The 20,338-nt window shown below is 45.6% G+C and carries 19 protein-coding genes; 15 read left to right on the forward strand and 4 right to left on the reverse strand.

The window, feature by feature from the left end; translation table 11 throughout:
* Nucleotides 1–17: 17 nt before the first annotated feature.
* The 8 genes from hflK to MHN00_RS09750 all read left to right on the forward strand — a co-directional run bounded on the left by hflK (nucleotide 18) and on the right by MHN00_RS09750 (nucleotide 10,025).
* On the forward strand, nucleotides 18–1,169 hold the full coding sequence (hflK, locus tag MHN00_RS09715) for an FtsH protease activity modulator HflK (protein WP_239301026.1): 1,152 nt from the start codon (nucleotides 18–20) through the stop codon (nucleotides 1,167–1,169).
* A 5-nt stretch (nucleotides 1,170–1,174) separates the two neighbouring features.
* A complete protein-coding gene (gene hflC, locus MHN00_RS09720; protein WP_014951089.1) occupies nucleotides 1,175–2,056 on the forward strand; it encodes a protease modulator HflC in 882 nt (293 codons plus the stop codon).
* Between the two features lie 319 nt (nucleotides 2,057–2,375).
* On the forward strand, nucleotides 2,376–3,953 hold the full coding sequence (locus MHN00_RS09725) for an AbgT family transporter (protein WP_014951088.1): 1,578 nt from the start codon (nucleotides 2,376–2,378) through the stop codon (nucleotides 3,951–3,953).
* Between the two features lie 212 nt (nucleotides 3,954–4,165).
* Nucleotides 4,166–5,245 (forward strand): ferrochelatase, encoded by a 1,080-nt coding sequence (gene hemH, locus MHN00_RS09730; protein ID WP_014951087.1) that lies wholly within the window; start codon nucleotides 4,166–4,168, stop codon nucleotides 5,243–5,245.
* Nucleotides 5,246–5,338: 93 nt separating this feature from the next.
* Complete coding sequence (locus MHN00_RS09735; RefSeq protein ID WP_014977648.1) at nucleotides 5,339–5,740, forward strand: DUF4112 domain-containing protein; 402 nt, start codon at nucleotides 5,339–5,341, stop codon at nucleotides 5,738–5,740.
* A 142-nt stretch (nucleotides 5,741–5,882) separates the two neighbouring features.
* The gene (locus tag MHN00_RS09740) at nucleotides 5,883–6,767 is read left to right on the forward strand and encodes an intradiol ring-cleavage dioxygenase (protein WP_239301028.1); all 885 of its coding nucleotides are present in this window, start codon (nucleotides 5,883–5,885) and stop codon (nucleotides 6,765–6,767) included.
* A 151-nt stretch (nucleotides 6,768–6,918) separates the two neighbouring features.
* A complete protein-coding gene (locus MHN00_RS09745; RefSeq protein WP_014951084.1) occupies nucleotides 6,919–8,559 on the forward strand; it encodes an acetolactate synthase large subunit in 1,641 nt (546 codons plus the stop codon).
* Nucleotides 8,560–8,591: 32 nt separating this feature from the next.
* Complete coding sequence (locus tag MHN00_RS09750) at nucleotides 8,592–10,025, forward strand: aldehyde dehydrogenase family protein (protein ID WP_239301029.1); 1,434 nt, start codon at nucleotides 8,592–8,594, stop codon at nucleotides 10,023–10,025.
* A gap of 81 nt (nucleotides 10,026–10,106) precedes the next feature.
* On the opposite strand, the gene MHN00_RS09755 is transcribed toward MHN00_RS09750, so the two are convergent.
* Nucleotides 10,107–10,466 (reverse strand): DUF2237 domain-containing protein, encoded by a 360-nt coding sequence (locus MHN00_RS09755; RefSeq protein ID WP_014951082.1) that lies wholly within the window; start codon nucleotides 10,464–10,466, stop codon nucleotides 10,107–10,109.
* A gap of 164 nt (nucleotides 10,467–10,630) precedes the next feature.
* On the opposite strand from MHN00_RS09755, the gene ubiG reads away from it, so the two are divergent.
* From ubiG to MHN00_RS09780, 5 genes are all read left to right on the forward strand, one after another.
* The gene (gene ubiG / locus MHN00_RS09760) at nucleotides 10,631–11,383 is read left to right on the forward strand and encodes a bifunctional 2-polyprenyl-6-hydroxyphenol methylase/3-demethylubiquinol 3-O-methyltransferase UbiG (protein WP_239301030.1); all 753 of its coding nucleotides are present in this window, start codon (nucleotides 10,631–10,633) and stop codon (nucleotides 11,381–11,383) included.
* 249 nt (nucleotides 11,384–11,632) lie between these two features.
* Nucleotides 11,633–12,622: a triacylglycerol lipase gene (locus tag MHN00_RS09765; protein WP_101566193.1), complete on the forward strand. Its 990-nt coding sequence runs from the start codon at nucleotides 11,633–11,635 to the stop codon at nucleotides 12,620–12,622.
* Nucleotides 12,622–13,620 carry a lipase chaperone gene (locus tag MHN00_RS09770; protein WP_239301031.1) on the forward strand — a complete coding sequence of 333 codons (999 nt, stop codon included), beginning with the start codon at nucleotides 12,622–12,624 and terminating at the stop codon, nucleotides 13,618–13,620. Before MHN00_RS09765 ends, MHN00_RS09770 begins: the two co-directional genes overlap by 1 nt.
* A gap of 189 nt (nucleotides 13,621–13,809) precedes the next feature.
* Entirely contained in the window at nucleotides 13,810–14,418 is a 609-nt protein-coding gene (locus MHN00_RS09775; protein WP_239301032.1) for a glutathione S-transferase family protein, read from the forward strand.
* On the forward strand, nucleotides 14,418–15,077 hold the full coding sequence (locus MHN00_RS09780) for a glutathione S-transferase N-terminal domain-containing protein (RefSeq protein WP_239301033.1): 660 nt from the start codon (nucleotides 14,418–14,420) through the stop codon (nucleotides 15,075–15,077). The genes MHN00_RS09775 and MHN00_RS09780 overlap by 1 nt, the downstream gene beginning before the upstream one ends.
* Here the strand turns inward: MHN00_RS09780 and MHN00_RS09785 are convergent.
* Nucleotides 15,067–15,969 carry a LysR family transcriptional regulator gene (locus MHN00_RS09785; protein ID WP_039229262.1) on the reverse strand — a complete coding sequence of 301 codons (903 nt, stop codon included), beginning with the start codon at nucleotides 15,967–15,969 and terminating at the stop codon, nucleotides 15,067–15,069. The two genes, MHN00_RS09780 and MHN00_RS09785, sit on opposite strands and share 11 nt — an antisense overlap.
* 118 nt (nucleotides 15,970–16,087) lie before the next feature.
* Between MHN00_RS09785 and MHN00_RS09790 the strand changes: the two genes are divergently transcribed.
* The gene (locus MHN00_RS09790; RefSeq protein ID WP_239301034.1) at nucleotides 16,088–16,834 is read left to right on the forward strand and encodes a hypothetical protein; all 747 of its coding nucleotides are present in this window, start codon (nucleotides 16,088–16,090) and stop codon (nucleotides 16,832–16,834) included.
* A 16-nt stretch (nucleotides 16,835–16,850) separates the two neighbouring features.
* Here MHN00_RS09790 and MHN00_RS09795 read toward each other — a convergent pair whose 3' ends face one another.
* Nucleotides 16,851–17,768 (reverse strand): homocysteine S-methyltransferase family protein, encoded by a 918-nt coding sequence (locus tag MHN00_RS09795; RefSeq protein ID WP_239301035.1) that lies wholly within the window; start codon nucleotides 17,766–17,768, stop codon nucleotides 16,851–16,853.
* A gap of 36 nt (nucleotides 17,769–17,804) precedes the next feature.
* A complete protein-coding gene (locus MHN00_RS09800) occupies nucleotides 17,805–18,977 on the reverse strand; it encodes an ROK family transcriptional regulator (protein ID WP_239301036.1) in 1,173 nt (390 codons plus the stop codon).
* Nucleotides 18,978–19,262: 285 nt separating this feature from the next.
* Between MHN00_RS09800 and MHN00_RS09805 the strand changes: the two genes are divergently transcribed.
* Entirely contained in the window at nucleotides 19,263–20,231 is a 969-nt protein-coding gene (locus MHN00_RS09805; protein ID WP_239301038.1) for a carbohydrate kinase, read from the forward strand.
* Nucleotides 20,232–20,338: the final 107 nt, after the last annotated feature.

Below are 20,338 nucleotides of genomic sequence, written 5' to 3' on the forward strand. Positions count from 1 at the left end.
ATCTATGGAGTATCAGCATGGCTTGGAATGAGCCGGGTGGCAATAATAACGACCCGTGGAAGAATCGCGGTGGGAAAGAGCAAGGTCCCCCAGATTTGGACGATGTTTTTAAGAACTTATTTGGTAAGTTTGGAAAGTCAGGTGGCAACGGTGGCGGCTCAGGCAAAAGCCTAGGTGGTATCGGCGCTGGTATTCTTGTAGGTTTACTTGTCGTAATTTGGTTCATTAGTGGTTTTTACACTATTCGTGAAGCAGAGCGTGGCGTAGTGCTTCGCTTCGGTGAGTATCACGAGCAGGTTGAGCCGGGTCTTCGTTGGGCGCCAACGTTTATTGACTCAGTAATCCCAGTTGATGTTCAGTCAATTCGCGACCAGTCATCTTCAGGCTCTATGCTTACAGAAGACGAAAACGTGGTAAGCGTTCAAATGGAAATGCAATTTCGCGTTGTAGACCCTTATCGTTGGACGTTTGCCGTTGAAAGCCCTGAGCAGAGTTTAAGTCAGTCTCTTGATAGCGCTATTCGCTACGTAGTTGGCCACTCTAAAATGGACGACGTACTTACCGACGGCCGTGAAGTAACGCGTCAGCGTGTATGGGAAGAGCTTCAAGCGATCATTGAACCCTACAACATGGGTGTTTCCATTATCGATATGAACTTCCGTGATGCCCGCCCACCAGAGCAAGTTAAAGATGCTTTTGATGATGCGATTGCTGCACAGGAAGATGAACAACGTTTTATTCGTGAAGCTGAAGCTTATGCGAGAGAGATTGAGCCACGTGCACGTGGTCAAGTAAATCGTATGAATGAAGAAGCGCAAGCCTATAAAGAGCGTGTAACGTTGGAAGCGCAGGGTGAAGTGGCACGTTTTGAAGAGCTGCTTCCACAATATGAGCGCGCACCTCAGGTTACTCGCGAACGTATCTATCTTGAAACCATGGAAGAAGTGTTGGGTAACACCAGCAAAATCATGGTTAATAGCAAAGGCGGAAACAACATGATGTACCTGCCTCTGGATAAAATTATGGAGCGTCAGCAGTCGTCGTCTAACGATCGCTCACGCAACACGCTAGAAAGCTTACAAACACCTGTAACTGATACCTCAGGCAGAAGCCGTAATTCGTCGCCAACCTCTGGTTTGCGCGGTGACAGCTACAGAGAAGGGAGATAAGCATAATGAAGAATTTATTAATAGCAGCATTCGTTCTTCTTGTTTTGCTTGCATCAGGTTCTCTGTTTGCAGTTAAAGAGGGTGAGCGTGCCATTGTTATTCAATTTGGTAAGGTTCAGCGCGATGACGCGACCGGTGAAACTCGGGTTTTTGAGCCAGGTTTACACTTTAAACTTCCGTTTATTGACTCGGTACGCCATTTAGATGCGCGTATTCAAACGTTGGATGGAACGCCTGATCGCTTTGTAACAAGCGAGAAGAAAGACCTGATTGTTGACTCTTATGTTAAGTGGCGCATAGAAGACTTTGCACGTTACTACCTATCAACGGGTGGCAACAAGCTGCAAGCAGAAGCGCTACTGAAGCAAAAAGTAAACAACGGCCTACGTTCTGAGTTTGGTACTCGTACTATTGCACAAATCGTTTCTGGTGAGCGTTCAGCGCTTATGAACCAAGCAATGGAACAAGCTTCTACATCGTCTGATGAGCTTGGTATTGAAATTGTAGACGTACGCGTTAAGCAGATTAACTTACCTACTGAGGTGAGCAACTCGATCTTCCAGCGCATGCGCGCAGAGCGTGCCGCCGTAGCTCGTGAGCACCGTTCAGAAGGTCAAGAGCAAGCCGAGGTCATTAAGGCAAACATTGATGCGAAGGTAACGGTAATGCTTGCTGATGCTGAGCGTAATGCACGTCAACTTCGCGGTGAGGGTGATGCGATTGCGGCACAAATTTACGCTGACGCTTACTCAAAGAACGCTGATTTTTACAGCTTCCTGCGCAGTATGGACGCGTATAAGCAAAGCTTTAACAGCAAACAAGATGTCATGGTTATTGCACCAGACAGCGACTTCTTCAAGTATATGAACAAGTCAAACGGTAACTAAATAGCCGTAATTTGAAGCTTTAAAAACCAGTCTTTTTAGACTGGTTTTTTTACGCCTTTTGAAAGGCTAACGGTATGATATAGCGAGTTATATTTAATCTGTGTAGCCGGGCAATTTAGGAAAATGTACACTGACTTAACCCTTCATTTACCCTATCCACTGCCAAAATTTTACTAAATCGGGTAAAATACCGTCTGAATACTATTAAAACACGTCACTATTTATGTACAAGGTTGATGCCTTCCCAGCATTAACCTTGGTGTGGTAGACGTCAATAAACGACAGAGGGAAGATTTTGACAACGGAAAATACAAATACAGTGTCTGCCGATGATAGGGGCGGACAAGGTGGGTTATTCTCGCGATTTCTCACCACGGTGGAATGGTTAGGAAACCTGCTCCCACATCCAGTAACGCTGTTCGCTCTGCTTTCACTTTTCATTGTGTTACTTAGTGGGATACTTGGTTACTTTGACATTGCTGTAGCTGACCCTCGCCCAATAGGTGCAAAGGGGCGTGAAGAAGACGGTATGATTGAAGTCATATCGCTGATGAGCGCAGAAGGTTTGCAGCGAATAGTGACAGGCTTGGTTACCAATTTCACAGGCTTTGCGCCACTGGGTACCGTACTTGTTGCGCTTCTTGGTGTATCGGTAGCAGAACATTCTGGCCTGTTATCAGCAGCAATGCGCGCGTTGGTGATGAATGCCTCTAAACGTGCCGTGACTTTTGCTATCGTCTTCGCAGGTATCATTTCAAACACAGCATCAGAGCTTGGCTACGTGGTACTTATTCCACTGGCAGCGATGATTTTCCACTCGTTAGGTCGTCACCCGTTAGCGGGTCTGGCCGCCGCGTTTGCAGGTGTATCGGCTGGCTATAGCGCCAACCTACTGCTTGGAACCGTCGACCCACTGTTGTCGGGTATCACGGAAGCCGCTGCTCACATGATTGACCCCGACTATATGGTAGGCCCAGAAGTAAACTGGTACTTCATGTTCATCAGTACCTTCGTTGTAGCCACAATGGGCGCGTTGGTCACCGAAAAGGTTGTTGAGCCGAGACTCGGTAAATTTGACCCTGCTGATGCTTCCATAGATCTAGGCAAGCAATCAATGGACGCGCCTACGGATTTAGAAAAGAAAGGCCTGCGTTGGGCCGGTATATCGTTTGTTATTGTGTGCGCGATACTAGCGCTAACGGTAGTGCCAGAAAACGGTATATTGCGTCATCCAGAAACAGGTGAAGTAGCGGGCTCTCCGTTCCTTAAAGGCATTGTTGCATTCATATTTATCACCTTTGCTATTCCTGGCTTTGTTTACGGTAAAGTTACCAAGTCGATGAAGAACGACAAAGATGTTATTGATGCCATGTCTAAAAGCATGGGGGCAATGGGTCTTTACATAACGTTAGTATTCTTTGCTGCGCAGTTTGTTGCGTTTTTCAAATGGACAAACCTAGGCACAGTATTAGCCGTTAAAGGTGCTGCGTTGTTACAAGCGGCAGGGTTAGATGGCCCAGCGGTGTTTATTCTGTTTATTTTGATGTGTGGTGTAGTGAACCTGTCGCTAGGGAGTGCATCAGCGCAATGGGCGGTAACAGCACCTATTTTTGTGCCAATGCTCATGCTCATAGGCTACGCGCCTGAAGTGATTCAAGCTGCATACCGTATTGGTGATTCAGTCACAAACGTTATCGCACCTATGATGAGCTATTTCGGACTAATCTTGGCCATGGCTGCAAGGTACAAGAAAGACTTGGGAATGGGCACGCTCATTGCCATGATGCTGCCTTACTCAATGGTGTTTATCGTAGGTTGGACAATTTTGTTCTACATTTGGGTGTTCCTACTCGGTATGCCGGTAGGCCCGGGCGCAGCGACTTACTATCAGCCTTAAATAGATAGCTTTACGGGCTGCCACACGCATAATGCGGCAGCAAACTAAGAAAGCGGCATGTGTTTTTGAAAAGTATTTTCGAACACCTGTCGCTTTTTTAATGCCCAAAATCTATTAACGCAATCGCACTTTTTTGGCGTTATAGCAGATCATAATCTAAGGTAATTCAGTATAATACGGATATAGCGCAGTACTTCTCGGACTATGAATACATGAAATACAAATCGAACAAAGGTTTTACTCACGGGCAACCAGATAAAATTGGCGTACTGGTAACGAATTTGGGGACACCGGAAGCGCCAACTAAGCAGGCGTTACGCCCTTATTTGAAAGAGTTTCTTTCTGACCCGCGGGTTGTGGAAGTGCCTAAAGCGATTTGGTGGTTTGTATTAAATGGTATTATTCTAAACTTTCGCCCCAAGCGCTCGGCAGAGGCTTATTCCACCGTATGGACGGAAGAAGGCTCTCCACTTATGGCTATTACTAAAGCGCAAGCATCAGCTATTGCTGAACGCTGTAAAGCCCAATATGGCGATGACGTAATTGTTGATTTTGCCATGCGCTACGGCAAGCCCGCCATTGGTGATACCATCGAGTCCATGTTGGAAAAAGGCGTACGCAAACTCGTCGTTTTACCGCTTTACCCTCAATACAGCGCGTCGACAACTGGCTCCACATTTGATGCTATCGCTAAGGATTTCACCTCTCGCCGTTGGCTCCCAGAACTTCGCTTCGTGAATCACTATCACGACCGCGATAATTTCATTACCGCGCTGGCGAACAAAGTAAAAGCGCATTGGGAAACCCATGGAAGAGCGGACAAGCTTATTTTGTCTTACCACGGTATTCCTAAGCGCTATTTAATGAATGGTGACCCCTATCACTGCGAGTGCCACAAAACGTCGCGCTTGCTTGCCGAGAAACTTGGCCTTTCACACGACGAATATATGACAACCTTCCAATCTCGTTTTGGTCGAGAAGAGTGGTTGAAACCGTATACAGATGAAACGTTAAAGTCTTTACCTGAAAAAGGGGTGAAATCCATTCAGGTTATGTGCCCTGGCTTCTCAGCCGATTGCTTGGAAACTATTGAAGAAATTGGTGAAGAGAATCGCGAGTACTTTATGGAAGCTGGTGGTGAGCGCTATGAATACATCGCGGCACTTAACAGTGACAAAGAACATATAGACGTGCTTTTTGACATAGTGCAAGAAAACCTGCATGGGTGGACAGTGCAGTCGGACAACGGTTTGCGCGCAGGCTTAGCAAGAGCGTTAGGCGCTGAAAAGTAGCGTTTGAAAAGCTGACAGTAAACGTTTCGAGGAAAACCAATAGGGAAATCACCCTTGGTGGCGCATTTATTATATTGAAAGGGAGATAAGGTCGTGGAAGGCAAAGCACCAAAGGCACTACTTAAAGCGCAAAAACTGGCGAACTTGCTGGATACTGCTGTAAAGCTCCCTTTTATCCCAATAAGAATAGGCTTGGATTCAATCGTGGGCCTTATCCCAGGAGCCGGTGACGCGCTGATGCTCTTCGTTTCACTTCGAATAGTTTGGCTGGGAAAATCATTGGGTATGCCCAAAGCGCTAATAGCTCAAATGGTAAAAAACTCAGCAATCGACTTTGGCTTAGGTTTTATTCCATTTGTTGGCGACATTGTGGATATATTCTATAAAGCCAATCAGAAAAATGTCCGTATTATGGAGCGCTGGTGGATAAGCGAAAATAAACATGAGGTAGATAAAGTAACACAGAAGGCACTATCCGAATGGAGTGCTGAATAACCTAGGTTTAGTTACCCAAATACCTGCGCTTTTTTCACTTTGCTTATTTACTGTGTAAAGCTACGTAAAGCTTGAGTAAATAAGAGAACCTTGTCCTTTAGCTAAATGTCTTTTTTGCAAAGACAACCAAGGGCAACGCACGATGACATCAAAAAAATTAACGGAAAAGCCGCTAAAGCGACGCCGCTTTATGAAAACAGCGGTGGGACTTACATTGGCTCCTATTGCTATCGGATTGTGGGGTTGTGGAGGTTCTAATTCCACCTCTGCAAGTTCCACAGCATCTAACTCCTCATCTTCCAATAACGACACCGATTCAAATGCCGAACCTGAAGAAGATTTTGACGGTTGGGCAAGCGGTGGCACGTCAGCTATGACGTCAGACTTTCCAGACGATAGTTTATTTGACACTGCTTCTGTATGCAGTGTGGCTCTCACAGGTTCTCAAACGGAAGGCCCGTGCTATTTTCAAAGTGACTATCTTGACGACATCTCATATGAGCAAACAGGTTTGCCGATGATGTTGTGTCTTCAGTTAATTGATGAAGCGTGTAATCCCCTATCGGGTTATGAAATTGAAGTATGGCATTGCGATGTAGATGGCGTTTATTCAGGAGATACCAGTGATAGTGCCGATGCCAGCGGATTTAATTCGGCATTTTGCACGGGAAATGAAGTGGATGCATTAAGTGCGAAGTGGTTCAGAGGTATTGCGGTGACAGATGCTAGCGGAAGAATAAACCTAAAAAGCTGTTTTCCCGGCTGGTACAGCAGCCGAGCTATCCACATCCATTTTCGTATACGTCGCAACAATACTGATCAATTGGTTTCTCAATTTGGCTTTTCCGATAGTTTTTGCCAAGACATTTGTACCAATCATCCCGACTACAGTCACCGGGGTGAGCCAGACACGTTGCTGGGGCAAGATACAGTGTTTGGCAGTGACTACAATGAATATACATTTAGTGTGTCACAAAACGAAGATGGTTCTTTGCTCGCATACAAGCGCATAATAATCAGTGATTAGACTTCCTTTTTCTCTCCTATACACTATTTTTTAACATGCCCGTTAGCAACGGGCATTTTATTACGCACAGTAAACCCATTCGCAGCATTGTTTCGTAGCACAACTAATAAGCACTTTATTTTCTGCTCAAATTACAAGGAGCGTGCAGCACATGAAAGCGTCCGATTTATTTGTTAAAGCGTTAGAAGCAGAAGGCGTGGAATACGTCTTTGGTATCCCAGGTGAAGAAAACCTCGACTTACTTGAGTCGTTGCGCGAGTCCTCTATTAAACTGGTGCTGACTCGTCACGAGCAAGGCGCTGGCTTTATGGCTGCTACTTACGGCAGGCTTACCGGAAAAGTGGGAGTGTGCCTTTCGACCTTAGGACCTGGGGCCACTAATCTAGTTACTCCCGCGGCTTACGCTCAACTTGGTGCTATGCCAATGTTGATGATTACTGGGCAAAAGCCGATCAAAACCAGCAAACAAGGTCGCTTTCAAGTTATCGACATCGTTGACATGATGCGGCCGATCACTAAATTCACCAACCAGATTGTGAGTGGCGATAGAATTCCTTCTACTGTGCGAGAGGCATTTCGTCTAGCCCATGAAGAGCGCCCGGGCGCTGTACACATTGAACTGCCAGAAGACATTGCCGCAGAACAAACCAGTGCCCAAATACTAACACCTAGCATGGCCCGTCGACCTATCGCCGAATACAAAGCAATTGCTGCTGCGGTTACTATGATTGAAGAAGCCCAGTCACCTTTGTTATTGATTGGCGCCGGAGCAAACAGAAAGCTAACAGCGAAAATGCTCAGGGAGTTTGTTGATAAAACCTGCATTCCATTTGTTACAACCCAAATGGGCAAAGGGGTACTAAACGAAAGCGACCCGCGCTTTGCAGGGAATACTGCTCTGTCTGACGGTGACTTTGTACACAGGGCAATAGAGCGTGCCGATCTTATTATCAACGTAGGCCACGATGTGGTAGAAAAGCCACCGTTCTTCATGCATCACAACGATAAAAAAGTGATTCATGTCAACTTTGATTCGGCTGCCGTAGACCCTGTTTACTTCCCGCAACTCGAAGTCGTTGGAGATATTGCTAACAGCATCTGGCAAATAAAAGAAGGCATTACTCCCCAAGACAGTTGGAAACTCGACTTCTACAAAGATGTGCATCAAGCCTATGTAGACCACCGTGCTGAAGCAGAAGACGACAACCGATTCCCTATCTTACCAGAACGTCTTGTACGCGATATTCGTAAAGTTATGCCTGATAACGGCATTGTTACGTTAGACAACGGCGTATATAAAATATGGTTTGCCCGAAATTACCCCGCATATCATCCGAATACCCTGCTTTTAGACAACGCACTGGCTTCAATGGGAGCCGGTTTGCCATCAGCTATAGCAGCCAAACTAGTGAAGCCTGATGTCCCTGTGGTAAGCGTATGCGGCGATGGCGGCTTTATGATGAATAGCCAAGAAATTGAGACTGCCGTTAGGCTTAAGCTTGACCTTGTGGTGATCATCTTGCGCGACGATGCGTACGGAATGATCAAGTGGAAACAAGCAAACATGCAGTTCGATGAGTTTGGTTTAGATTATGGCAACCCCAACTTTGTTAAATACGCACAAAGTTACGGCGCACAGGGCTGGAGAGTTGACGACGCGGATGTACTTATTCACTTAGTTGATAAGTGTTTGAACACAAAAGGCGTACATATTATCGATTGTCCAGTTGATTACAGTATGAATGACAAAACACTAAATCATACGATTAAAGAGCTTAGCGCCAAGCTTTAAGCCAAACGTAACAGAAAGGTAAGGAGTAAAAAATGTTGAAGGAAAGCTATCCCTATTATTTAGCGAGTGAGCCACATTATGCCAATACCGACTTGGACGTGACTAATAAATACACCGGAGAGGTAGCAACCAAGGTGGCGATGGCCGATGCGGATACCATCGATAAGGCCATTGCTGCAGCAGAAGAAGCGCAGCCTGCGATGTCCGCCATGGCTCCTTTCGAAAGACAAGCGGTGCTAGAGCACTGTGTGAAGCGCTTTACCGAAAGAGCCGACGAGTTGGCACAAGCGCTTTGTATAGAGGCTGGTAAGCCAATTAAAGACGCTAAGGGCGAAGTCAGCCGTCTTATCGATACCTTCAAAATAGCGGCAGAAGAATCAGTGCGTATTAACGGCGAGGTGGTGAATTTAGAAATCTCGGCGCGCGCCAAAGGTTATCAGGGCATGACCAAGAAGGTCCCCATAGGTCCATGTTCATTTATATCGCCGTTTAATTTTCCTCTGAATTTGGCTGCGCACAAGGTGGCTCCTGCAATCGCAGCAGGCTGTACCTTTGTACTTAAGCCTGCCTCGCGAACCCCTATTGGTGCGCTCATTATTGGTGAGGTATTAGCTGAAACCGACTTACCCAAAGGCGCATTTTCTATTCTACCCTGTAGCCGCGACGGCGCTGACTTATTCACTACTGATGAAAGACTAAAGCTGCTTAGCTTCACAGGTTCACCTGATGTGGGCTGGGCGCTTAAAGCAAAAGCAGGAAAGAAGCCGGTGGTATTGGAGCTTGGCGGTAACGCCGCATGTGTAGTTGATGAAGATGCCGATATTGAAGACGCCATCGACCGGGTAATTGTCGGAGCTTATTATCAATCAGGGCAAAGTTGTATAAGTGTTCAGCGCCTTTTAGTGCACAGCAAAATATACGATGAGTTTAAGTCGCGCTATGTGGAAAAAGTGAAAGCGTTAGTGTCTGGCGACCCGTCTAATGAAGACACCTTTATTGGCCCTATGATCTCAGAAGGCGAAGCAGAGCGCCTTCACGGCTGGATTGAAGAAGCAAAAGAGAAAGGTGCCACCATTCTATGCGGCGGAACACGAGACGGGGCCATGCTTGAGGCTACGGTAATGGAAAATGTACCAAAGGATTGTGATGCCAGTGCCGAAGAAGCGTTTGGCCCTCTATCTATTCTGGTGCCATTCGATGACTATGACGAAGCGCTTGAAGAAGTAAATAACAGCCGCTACGGACTTCAAGCAGGTGTGTTTACCCGCGATATATACAAAGCGCACAAAGCATGGGACGTGCTTGACGTTGGCGGTGTGGTCATTGGAGATGTACCTAGCTGGCGGGTGGACAACATGCCCTATGGTGGCGTGAAGGACTCAGGTCTAGGGCGCGAAGGTATTCGCTATGCGATTGAAGATATGTCTGAGACTCGACTTATGGTTATTCGTACTCCTCAGCAGTAGATCGAACTTCACTGCTCAATCAAGCAATGTTCGCGCAATAGTGCGAATATAAGCATTCGAGGGCGAGGCGGCAGGTTTAGATTAATCTGCCGCGTACTCTTCTAGCAGTGAAAGTGGAATAATGTCTAACGCTTTTTCATGTGTGGCTTCCAAGCGTACTTTCGGCGCTACACCTGCCTCATAGGCTTGTAGCCAGCGAGCGGCACACAAACACCATCTGTCGCCTGCTAACAGGCCAGGAAATGTCATACTAGGCCACGGCGTGATGAGGTCGTTGCCTTGTCGTAGCGAAAACTGAAGAAATTCGTCAGTGACAACCGCGCATACGCTGTGATTACCCACATCAGCGTCTGGTACATAGCAAAACCCTTCTCGCGTAAATCCAGTATTTCCACAGCATAGCTGGAGTGGGCGTCCATAAACATTTTTTGCGTTCGCCAAAATCAGAACCCTCTTTTACAACGTATGGTTTAATAGGTATGTCTTATTCAAATCGCCAAGTAGCGAATTTAGGATGAATAGAACCTTATCTATCCACCTTATGACCCTGCTCGACAAGGGTCAACAATAAGCACTACGGTAACTACGTTTTAAGGTAAAAAATCGTGCTCGATAAAAGCAAAAAAACAGGCGACAGTAACTTTTCTGAACAAGAGATTGCGCGCTTCGATGCGCTGGCTGACTCTTGGTGGGATCCAGAAGGCAAATACAAAACCGCGCTGGATTTTAATCGGGCAAGACTAAACGTTATAAAAGCACAAATAGAAAATCATTTCGGTCAGGGCAACTTGCCTCCCAATTATTCCGCCTTATCAGTGATAGATATTGGCAGTGGCGGTGGGCTAATAAGCGAACCGCTAGCAAAATTAGGCGCTCAAGTTACGGGAATAGATGCCAGTGCGGTGAGCGTAGAAGTGGCAAAGCGCCATGCTCAAAATACAGGAGTAAAGGTAGACTATCAGCATAAACTCTCAAGCGAGGTAGTAGAAGAAGGTCGGCAATATGATGTGGTAATTAACGCCGAAGTTGTTGAGCACGTGCCTGACCAGCAGCAGCTTATGCGCGAGTGCGCAAGTTTGGTTAAGCCGGGTGGCCTCCTGATTTTGGCGACGCTGAACCGCACGCTGAAAAGTTATGTTGTTGCCATAGTGGGAGCGGAATACGTAATGCGCTACTTACCAATAGGAACCCATGACTGGAAGAAATTTGTTAAGCCCTGCGAATTAAAACGCTGGATTGGAAATGAGTTTACCCTTAAGTATCAGGTCGGTATGAGGCTAAACCCACTTAAAGGAGAGTGGCTAACCACTTCGAGCCTAGCGGTAAACTACATTCAAGCATATTCCAAACATAAATAAGCGACTATAAGTGTTATTTATGTCCTGTATGTTTAGTGCAAATGGTATGGGTTAACATACTTCATACCTGACGCTATCTTTCTGAATTAACTGACTAATAGTAACTAACTCCGTCGAAAATTTACCTATACACAGTAAAAACCTTTATTAAAGATTTCACACAAAGGTTGATCTTTACATAGTGTTTACATAATTATAACAAAGGTCTGACCACAGACCACATATAACCATAATTATGGGACACACTCGATGACACTATATAACCACTTACGCTCTATAAGAATACGCTCTACAAAACCATGGCTCGGTAAATTCGCCGTGTTATTAGCTTTGTTCAGTATGACATTAGGCTTGTCTGGCCAAGCCTACGCTGGCACCTACGCAAAAACCAAGCACCCTATTGTGTTAGTTCACGGTCTGTTTGGGTTCGAAGATATCTTATTTGTTGATTATTTCTATAAGGTACCGCACAAACTTAGCCGAAACGGCGCTGTTGTCTATATCGCAGAGGTCTCACCAGCAAACTCGACCGAAGTCCGCGGTGAACAGTTACTCGATTACATTGATGAAGTTCTGGCGCTATCAGGAGCTGACAAAGTGAATTTAATTGGACACAGTCACGGTGGTCCAACGGCACGTTACGCCGCAAGCGTTGCCCCAGATAAGGTTGCTTCGGTAAGTTCAGTTGCCGGCGTAAACTGGGGAAGCAAAGTGGCAGATGAACTACGAGACGCTTTTTCTGAAGGTTCAGTGGGCGAGGGTGCTGCGGGCGTTGTAGTTAATGCGTTCGCCAATATCATCGAGATTGCCTCTGGGTCAGATCCGCGAGACAAACCAACAGATTCAATCGCTGCGCTTAATTCATTGTCTACGTCTGGCTCTGTTGCTTTCAATCAAAAATATCCAGAAGGGATGCCTACTGCCTACTGCCGCAACGATGGAAAAATGTTGGCTGAAAATGGCGTGTACTATTTCTCGTGGAGCGGAGGCAGAACTTACACCAATGCACTTGATGTAGTTGACCCATTCTTAGCTATTACTGGCACCGCATTCAAAGAGCCAAACGATGGGCTAGTATCGACCTGTAGTTCTCATTTAGGCAAAGTACTTAAAGACAACTATAAAATGAACCACCTTGATGAAGTCAACCAGAGCTTTGGCATAACGCACTGGTTTGAAACCGACCCAGTTGACGTGTTTGTTCGTCAGGCTAACCGACTGAAAGGCTTAGGACTGTAGTGGAGAAGCGTCAATTACGCCGTGTTTTTCCAATACTAGGAGGGCTGCTCGCCCTCTTAGTATTCGGTGCTATTCTTTACAACCAGTTAGCGTCTGAATCCCAAACCTCTAATTCAGAAATTTTCAGTCAACGCTCATCCTTAGGTGAACAAGCGAAAGCCGGAGAATATGAGTTAGAAGGAGGCGGTGCAGTACATCAAGTAACTGATGTAGGTAGTCATCGGGATAGTGACACTGATATTGCAGCTGATCTCATTCCCTTTGAACTCAATTACTCGACCAAAGACGCTTTCGATCGCTTCGTATTTGCACGCACCTCAAAAGTGCCGCAAGCAGTGAAACTTGCCTACACAACCCATGCTCATGAAGTATTCACACTCAGCACGCAAGGTGACGCAATCGACTTATTTGCCCGGTATGTCGATTACAAAGTAGCGCTGTCTTTGGTTGAATTGGACGTTGACCTTGCCAGTCACAGCTTGCAGGATGTGTCGTTTAAGCTAGATGAGCGAGAGGAAATTAGACGAACTTACTTTAATAATACTGAATATCACTATCTGTTTAGTCAAGAAGCGCAGGTAGATGAGGCGGCGCTAGCACGTTTAAGTGTTGCCCAAGAAAACATCTTGTCCAGAGACGAAAGAAAGGCCCTTATCGTCGAGTCAATTAAAGCGGGAAACTCCGCCGAACGTGAAGCCTTCCAGCCCACGCTTAATATGCATCGAATAAACGAAATAAAAAACAACCACAGCACTATTAACGATCGCTATAACGCAGTGGCGGCTGAATTTGGTAGCGAAGTTGCAGAACGCTTTTCCAAAACATGGGCACAACAAGCTCAGTGGCAAAACAGAATTGCCGAATACAAAACATTCCGCGATAACTTGGTTCAGCAATCTCTTGATTCAAACGCAATAGAAAAAGCACTGCAAGAGTATCAATCTGCCCATTTTACTGACAATGAAATAAAGCGTCTTAAAGTACTCACAGCGCTGTAGCAGCATCTAGATAGAGCTGGTTTAAGACCTGCAACTGGTTAATTATCTGCGAAAAACACAGAGGTATAACCATAAAGGCGCTGAATAGTATGAGTCATATACAGAGTGATTTGAAAGCGTACTGCACAGTTACTAATCTTGGGTTATTACAATTCCTGACTAATCACCATAAGGCCCGTAATCATCATTATGAAAATCTACGAAACGAAGACTGCGCCCAACCCACGTCGAGTACGAATGTTTTTGGCTGAGAAGGGCATTGACGTTGACTACGTTCAGGTCGACATTCAAAAGGGTGAAAATCTAACTGCGGAAATGCGCGCGAAGAACCCGCTGGGAAAGATACCTATTTTAGAGCTTGATGACGGCACCTGTATTGCCGAAACCGATGCCATTTGTACGTATTTTGAAGCACTGCAGCCAGAGCCACCGCTAATGGGAACAACGCCCGTTGAAAAAGCGACTATTTCTATGTGGCAACGACAAGTAGAGTTCGCGTTTATGATGCAAATTGGTATGTGTTTTCAACATACTACAGGCTACTTTAAAGATCGTATGACGCCAGTTCCTGAATTTGGTAAGGAAGCGGGTATCAATGCGTCGAAATATTTGAACATTTTAGAGCGTCGACTTGGTGTTAAAGAGTTTATTGCTGGGGACACCTTTTCTATTGCCGATATAACCGCGTTATGCGCTATGGATTTCGCCCGTGTGGTAAACATTCGTATGACTGACGAGCATGTCAATCTGGCGCGCTGGTATGAGGCGGTAAGTAACAGAGAGAGTGCAAAAGCCTAATGATAGATTTATACACCGCAGCCACACCGAACGGTTGGAAAGCGTCGGTAGCGCTTGAAGAAATGGGGCTTGAATACACTGCCCATGCCGTAAACCTGATGAAGGGAGAGCAGAAAACTCCTGAATTTTTGGCAATGAACCCCAATGGCCGCATTCCTGTAATTGTGGATAGAGAAGCCGACGGTCACATCGTGTTTGAGTCTGGCGCTATCATGATTTATCTCGCAGAAAAAAGCGGTATGTTTTTACCCTCCGACGCAAAGCGAAAAAGCCAGGTTTTACAGTGGGTCATGTTTCAGATGGGAGGCATAGGCCCAATGATGGGCCAAGCTAATGTGTTCCACCGCTACCTAGAAGAAAAAATTCCAGTGGCGATAGCACGTTATCAGAACGAAGTACGCCGCCTATTTACTGTGCTTGATGGGAGGCTAGAAAATCGAGAGTATTTGGTCGACGACTACAGTATTGCTGACATGGCGAACTGGTGTTGGGTGCGTACCTATGAATGGTCTGGTGTAAGCATAGAAGGGTTAGACAACTTAAACCGTTGGAAAAACAGTATTGAAGCGAGGCCAGCCGCACGGCGTGGAGTGGAAGTCCCTAATAAAATTGACAGAGAAGCACTGATCAAAGGGGCTAAAAATGTTGTTACGAAATAGCGCTTTTAACTGAGTCGACAAACCGGTTGAGCCATCCCGATGCCATGCTAGGTTTGTAAACAAGTTCGAAGTGCTCCGTATGATAAAAGTCATAACCTAATACATCGACGCTAGTAAGGTTATGGCTTTTTGCTATAAAGTCAGGCACGTAGGCCAAGGCCAGTCCTTGTCGAACAATGGATATCAGCGTGCCAAAATCATTACATCGATAGCGAATTGAGCGGGGCACTTTGTCGTCTCTCCATCCATCAGAACCGATGCCGCGTTTTATTCCACAAAAGGGCGAAACATCAGGGCAGGCGAATGCGTAACCGTACAAACTTTGACTTGTTAATGCGCCGTTCTTTGCTTCAGTTACCGCAGCGTGGTTTTCCGCTGCAGCGACCACATATGTAGACGAACCTAGCGATATATGATGAAGAGAAGGGTCTTTCTCTCGTTCTTCCATCGCAAAAGAGGTGGCAATAGCGAGATCGCTTCCTCCTTTTGACACACTATCCAGCGCTTTACCTTCCCAACAAGCATTAATATTTACGTGAAAGTGAGTTTGTAAAAAAGAGGGCTTGGAAAGCAACGTAGGTAAGTAGTATTGAAGCAATAGCGATGGGCCAGCAACAGTAACGTTGTATACAGCAGTACTTCCTCTAAACTCACTGAGAGCTTGATCGGCTTCGTGCACAAGATGAGTGGCATAAAGCAGAAATTTGTTACCCCGTTGGTTGAGTCGAATATGTTTACCTACTCGGTCAAATACTTGCACCTCCAATTTATGCTCTATGCGCTTTACTACTTTAGACAACGCGCCTGTGGTCACTGATAAATGCTGGGACGCCTTGTTCAAGTTCTCATATTGCGCAACAACAATAAATTTTCTTAAGTCTTCAATATCCATAAGTGCATCGCTAAATTGCTTCCAATTGGGAATTAATTGAATCTTAATTGTAGCTTAACTGTATGTGAACTGAATGTCAGTATTGCCACAGTAGCCTTTCAAACATACTTGCCGCCTTATGAAATATCTCTTTCTTACTGCTTTATATATATTCGTGACTTTCATTAATACACCCGCCTCCAGTGCGAATGCCGTCGGCCGCGAGTTAGCGCCAGTTGCCACGACACACGCTAATCACGATAAAGTTGGATCTCACGGAATGGTAGTGTTTTCCGATGGTACCGATCTCTACGCTAGTCATCTGCCGCTATACTACTCGCCACACGATTATCAACTTATCTACAAGATAGACAGTTCATGTAAAGCGCTAGTTCTTGAGTCTTTAGATCTGGATCACGCTGGCGCTTTTTCTCAGAGCAGCATGGTTACACTGTTGCCGGCTATTTTTGATTTAAATAAGCTCATTAATGGAGAGCAATTTTCTATTCCTGCGGAATTCTTTAAGGGGCACTTTGAACGAGGCGGTAATCAGTGGCTAAGTGAATCGAAACTGACATTCGTTGAGTTGCTGTTTAAACGTCGAGTGTCAAAACAGTATAAACGGCAACACGCCGATGTAGATGCCCCTAATGATCCGAGCGCTAATTCATGGTCAATCATTGAGCTTGGCGATAGTCAACTGTACGTTCATAGTATTGGTACACGCCCTTCTTATGATGCGTTAATACTCGTAAAAGGATGTAGCGAACCAGCGATAAAACCAACGGAAACGCATGTGCCTAGTGTAGAACAGCTCAATGCGGCGTTTGCAGTATGCGACTTATACTCATTATTGTATTTCGAAACACAGGACTTTGCGCTGTAAAGCTAGCCACGTCTATTTAGTACTTTTCTTGACCAAAAACGTCGCTGATGGCTTTAATATGTTCAGGGCCGATACCACAGCAGCCCCCGATGATGGTTGCGCCAGCAGCCACCCAAGTCTTAACGTATTCAACATAGCGGGCGGGGGTTATATCGTCACGTATTTCGGAAAGTAGCGCGTTGGCCGCGTGTGTACGTTTTCTCTCAGAAAAGCTATTTGCATAAGCGCCAATATTAATCGAAGCATTTAAACTTCGCGTTATTGAAATAGCGTCTTCCATCTCTTCCGGCTGCGAGCAATTGAAAAGTACGCTCTGTACTTCGCTCAATAATGACTCTATCTCACTTAGCAGCTCACCTGAGCGCAATGTCACAGGCTCGTTAGATGTTTCTCGATTACTAACGGAGAATGACAGCCATATAGGCAGTGAAGAGTGCTGTTTTATAAGTGACACCACGGCTTTAGCTTCTTCTACCGAACTTGCAGTTTCAATCAACCAAACATCAACATAGGGCTCCTGGGCTTTAATAAGCGGGGTGAGAATGTCGGCTACACGGCTCGCATCAAATAAATCCGGGCGGTAAGAACCAAAAGCTGGAGGAACGCTACCCGCGACAAATCGCCTCTTGTCACCATCGCTCTTTAGTGCGTTTACTGCACCTCGAGCGAGTTCGGCCGCATTCTGAGCGAGAGTAAAAGCCTGCTCCCTAAATGTATTTTCCCCAATATGAAAAGGTACAAGCGCATAGGCGTTAGTGGTAATAACGCAGGCACCAGCTTCAAGAAAACGTTTGTGCACATCACTTACTAATTCTGGTGTTTGCATTAGTGCCAGTGCTGACCACTCTGGCTGCTTAAAGGGCGCACCTGTCTTTTTCAGCTCTCGCCCCATGCCGCCATCTAAAATTAAAATGTCATGCATTCCTTCTTTCATGCTGCCCAAAGCCAAACCTTTTGAGATGTGAGATGATTAGTAATAATTTGCCTGAAGGGCTAGGTTTGCACTTCCAATGGATTGCGCTTTTCTGCCTACAAGACCTTCGCTTATGTGTACCTGAGCAAGGCCACGCATATCAAGCGTCTCCATCGCGGTTTGCGTATGCGCGACCAATGCGTTTTTGACATCATCAGGAATTGCGCCATCTATGATTACGCCGTCTAGGTCTAACAAGCTCATTGCACATTGAGTCGCAAAGGCCAATCCTCTGGCGGTTTCGCTTAACCAGTCTTCTATTGAGTGCGTGTCACAAGACCAGTGGGATGGCGATTCATAAATATGCTGACCGTTATGCCCAGCGTCGTTTAGCTTTCTTTCCAGCAAATAAAGTGAAGACTGGGTTATTAGCTGGCTTTGTGTACTGCCATTGTAAAAGGGTAAAGAGCCAATGGCCCCGGCGTTGCCTGTTTTTCCATTAACTAACTGGTTATTGAGTACCAGGCCACCACCTAAGAATGTGCCCACAAAGATGTAAAGAAAACTACTGTAGTTTTGGGAATTACCGAACGACATCTCTGCGCTGCACGCTGCCCCAGCATCATTTTTTATAAAAACAGGCAGTGATAATAAATCTTCCAACGCCGCTTGTGGGTTAAACTCTCTCCACTCTTCCAATTCAGTTTTTGGGGCTCCGGCTTCTTCTGCCCAGCTCCAAATTTCGAAGGGCATAGCAACGCCTAAACCTCGGATTAGGCGCTGTTGGTCGGTATCCAAATTTTTAATGAGTACATTGAAAGCACGTTTTGCAAAGGTAAGCAGATTGCTTACGGTCGGGTAGGCAAACTTCTCGTGAAGTGTTGCTCTTACATTGCCTTTCAAGTCGAGTAACGTCATATCGAAACTTCGTCGACCTACTTTCAGCCCTATACCAAACGCGCCGTTTTCATTTAGACCAAACGGCACCTTGGGCTGGCCTACTCCGCCTTTGATTGGCTTTAGTCGCCTTACCAGGCCGTCAGCCTCTAGTTTTTTAATGATCACTGTCGCTGATTGTGCAGACAGCCCCGTTAACTGTGCTATTTCAGCTTTAGGCAATGAAGAACGTTGGCGAATTAGGGTAAGGATATCCCGTTCATTCGCTGAGCGGCTATCAAGCAATGTAGGTGCTTTTTGTGATGGCAGGTGAAAGGCCGATTCAGTATTCAATGTATTTACAATCTATCGTTTTAAGAAGCTAGAGTGTAATAACAACCTAGCCGTGTATCAAATTTAAGAAATGGTGTAGGTACTTGTTCAGACGTAACTTTATTCGACAGTACTACGTCAACCCTATCACACCCATTGATTTTTGCGCAAAAGGTTAAATCAATTAGGTTGATTTAATTGGTTCTTTCGACAATACTATGCCCCAATTAATTAACGATTCGTTAACCTTGCGCGAACTGTGCATAGGTAAGCTGCAATTTTTAAATTCTGTTAAGTGAGGCTGGTATGAAGATTTTATGTTTAGGTGAAGTGCTAATTGATATGTTAAGCCAAGGTGCTGCGCCCAAAGATGGCAACATACCAGCAATGGAACCTTTCCAGCCCTACGCGGGTGGTGCACCTGCTAACGTAGCGGTTGCTGTTGCTCAGCTAGGTGGTGAGAGTGCGATGGTCTCGAAAGTAGGTGACGATACTTTTGGCGCGTTCCTTAAAGAAATGCTAGAGCACTACAAAGTAAATACTGACTTCGTGTGGACTACACAAGAAGGTAATACGGCTTTGGCATTTGTAAACTTGGATGCAGACGGCGAACGCTCTTTTGATTTTTATGTTGATAATGCAGCGCATAAACACATTTCAGAGCAAGATTTGTCGACGATAGATTGTGATAAAAATACAGTGCTTCATTTTTGCTCAGGTTCTATTTCAGGCCCTGAACTTATTCCAGGTACCGAGTTTATTCTGAACAAGGCGAAGGAAAACGGCATGATGGTGTGTTTGGATATTAACTATCGCCCAGCGTTTTGGGATGACACAGCGAATGCTCCGTCACGTATAGATGAAGCTGCAAAGAAAGTGTCTGTTTTAAAGGCTAGCCGAGAAGAACTCGCAGAGCTATATGGCGAAGAAAATGCTGATACAAAAGTTCAGCAGTGGCTTGATAGCGGTGTTAAAGTTGTATTGGTAACCGATGGTGGTGAGCCTATTCACTATATTACCAAGTCGTTTAGCGGCACGTTAGCGTCACCTAAAATGGATGTAAAAGACACGACGGCAGCGGGTGACTCTTTTATTGGTGGCTTCTTATATTTCCTATCTACAAAAGTGAAAAGTGCTGATGACTTCGACGCATGGGCGGAGAACTTCGAGAATGTAAGCGAAGCTACGGAATTTGCTATCCGCTGTGGTGCTTACACGGTAACGCAGTATGGTGCATTTAGCGCACTTCCAACAAAGGCTGATATCGCTAAGTAAACGCCTTACGAAATAGGATGATCTTAAGATAAACAAAAGGGTTCAAAATGAACCCTTTTTTCTTCAATAGCTGCGCACCGGCAAAGGTAGCGACAGCTGATGTATTG

The sequence above is a fragment of the Alteromonas sp. Cnat2-8 genome (assembly GCF_022348355.1).
Classification (GTDB): Bacteria; Pseudomonadota; Gammaproteobacteria; order Enterobacterales; family Alteromonadaceae; genus Alteromonas; species Alteromonas macleodii.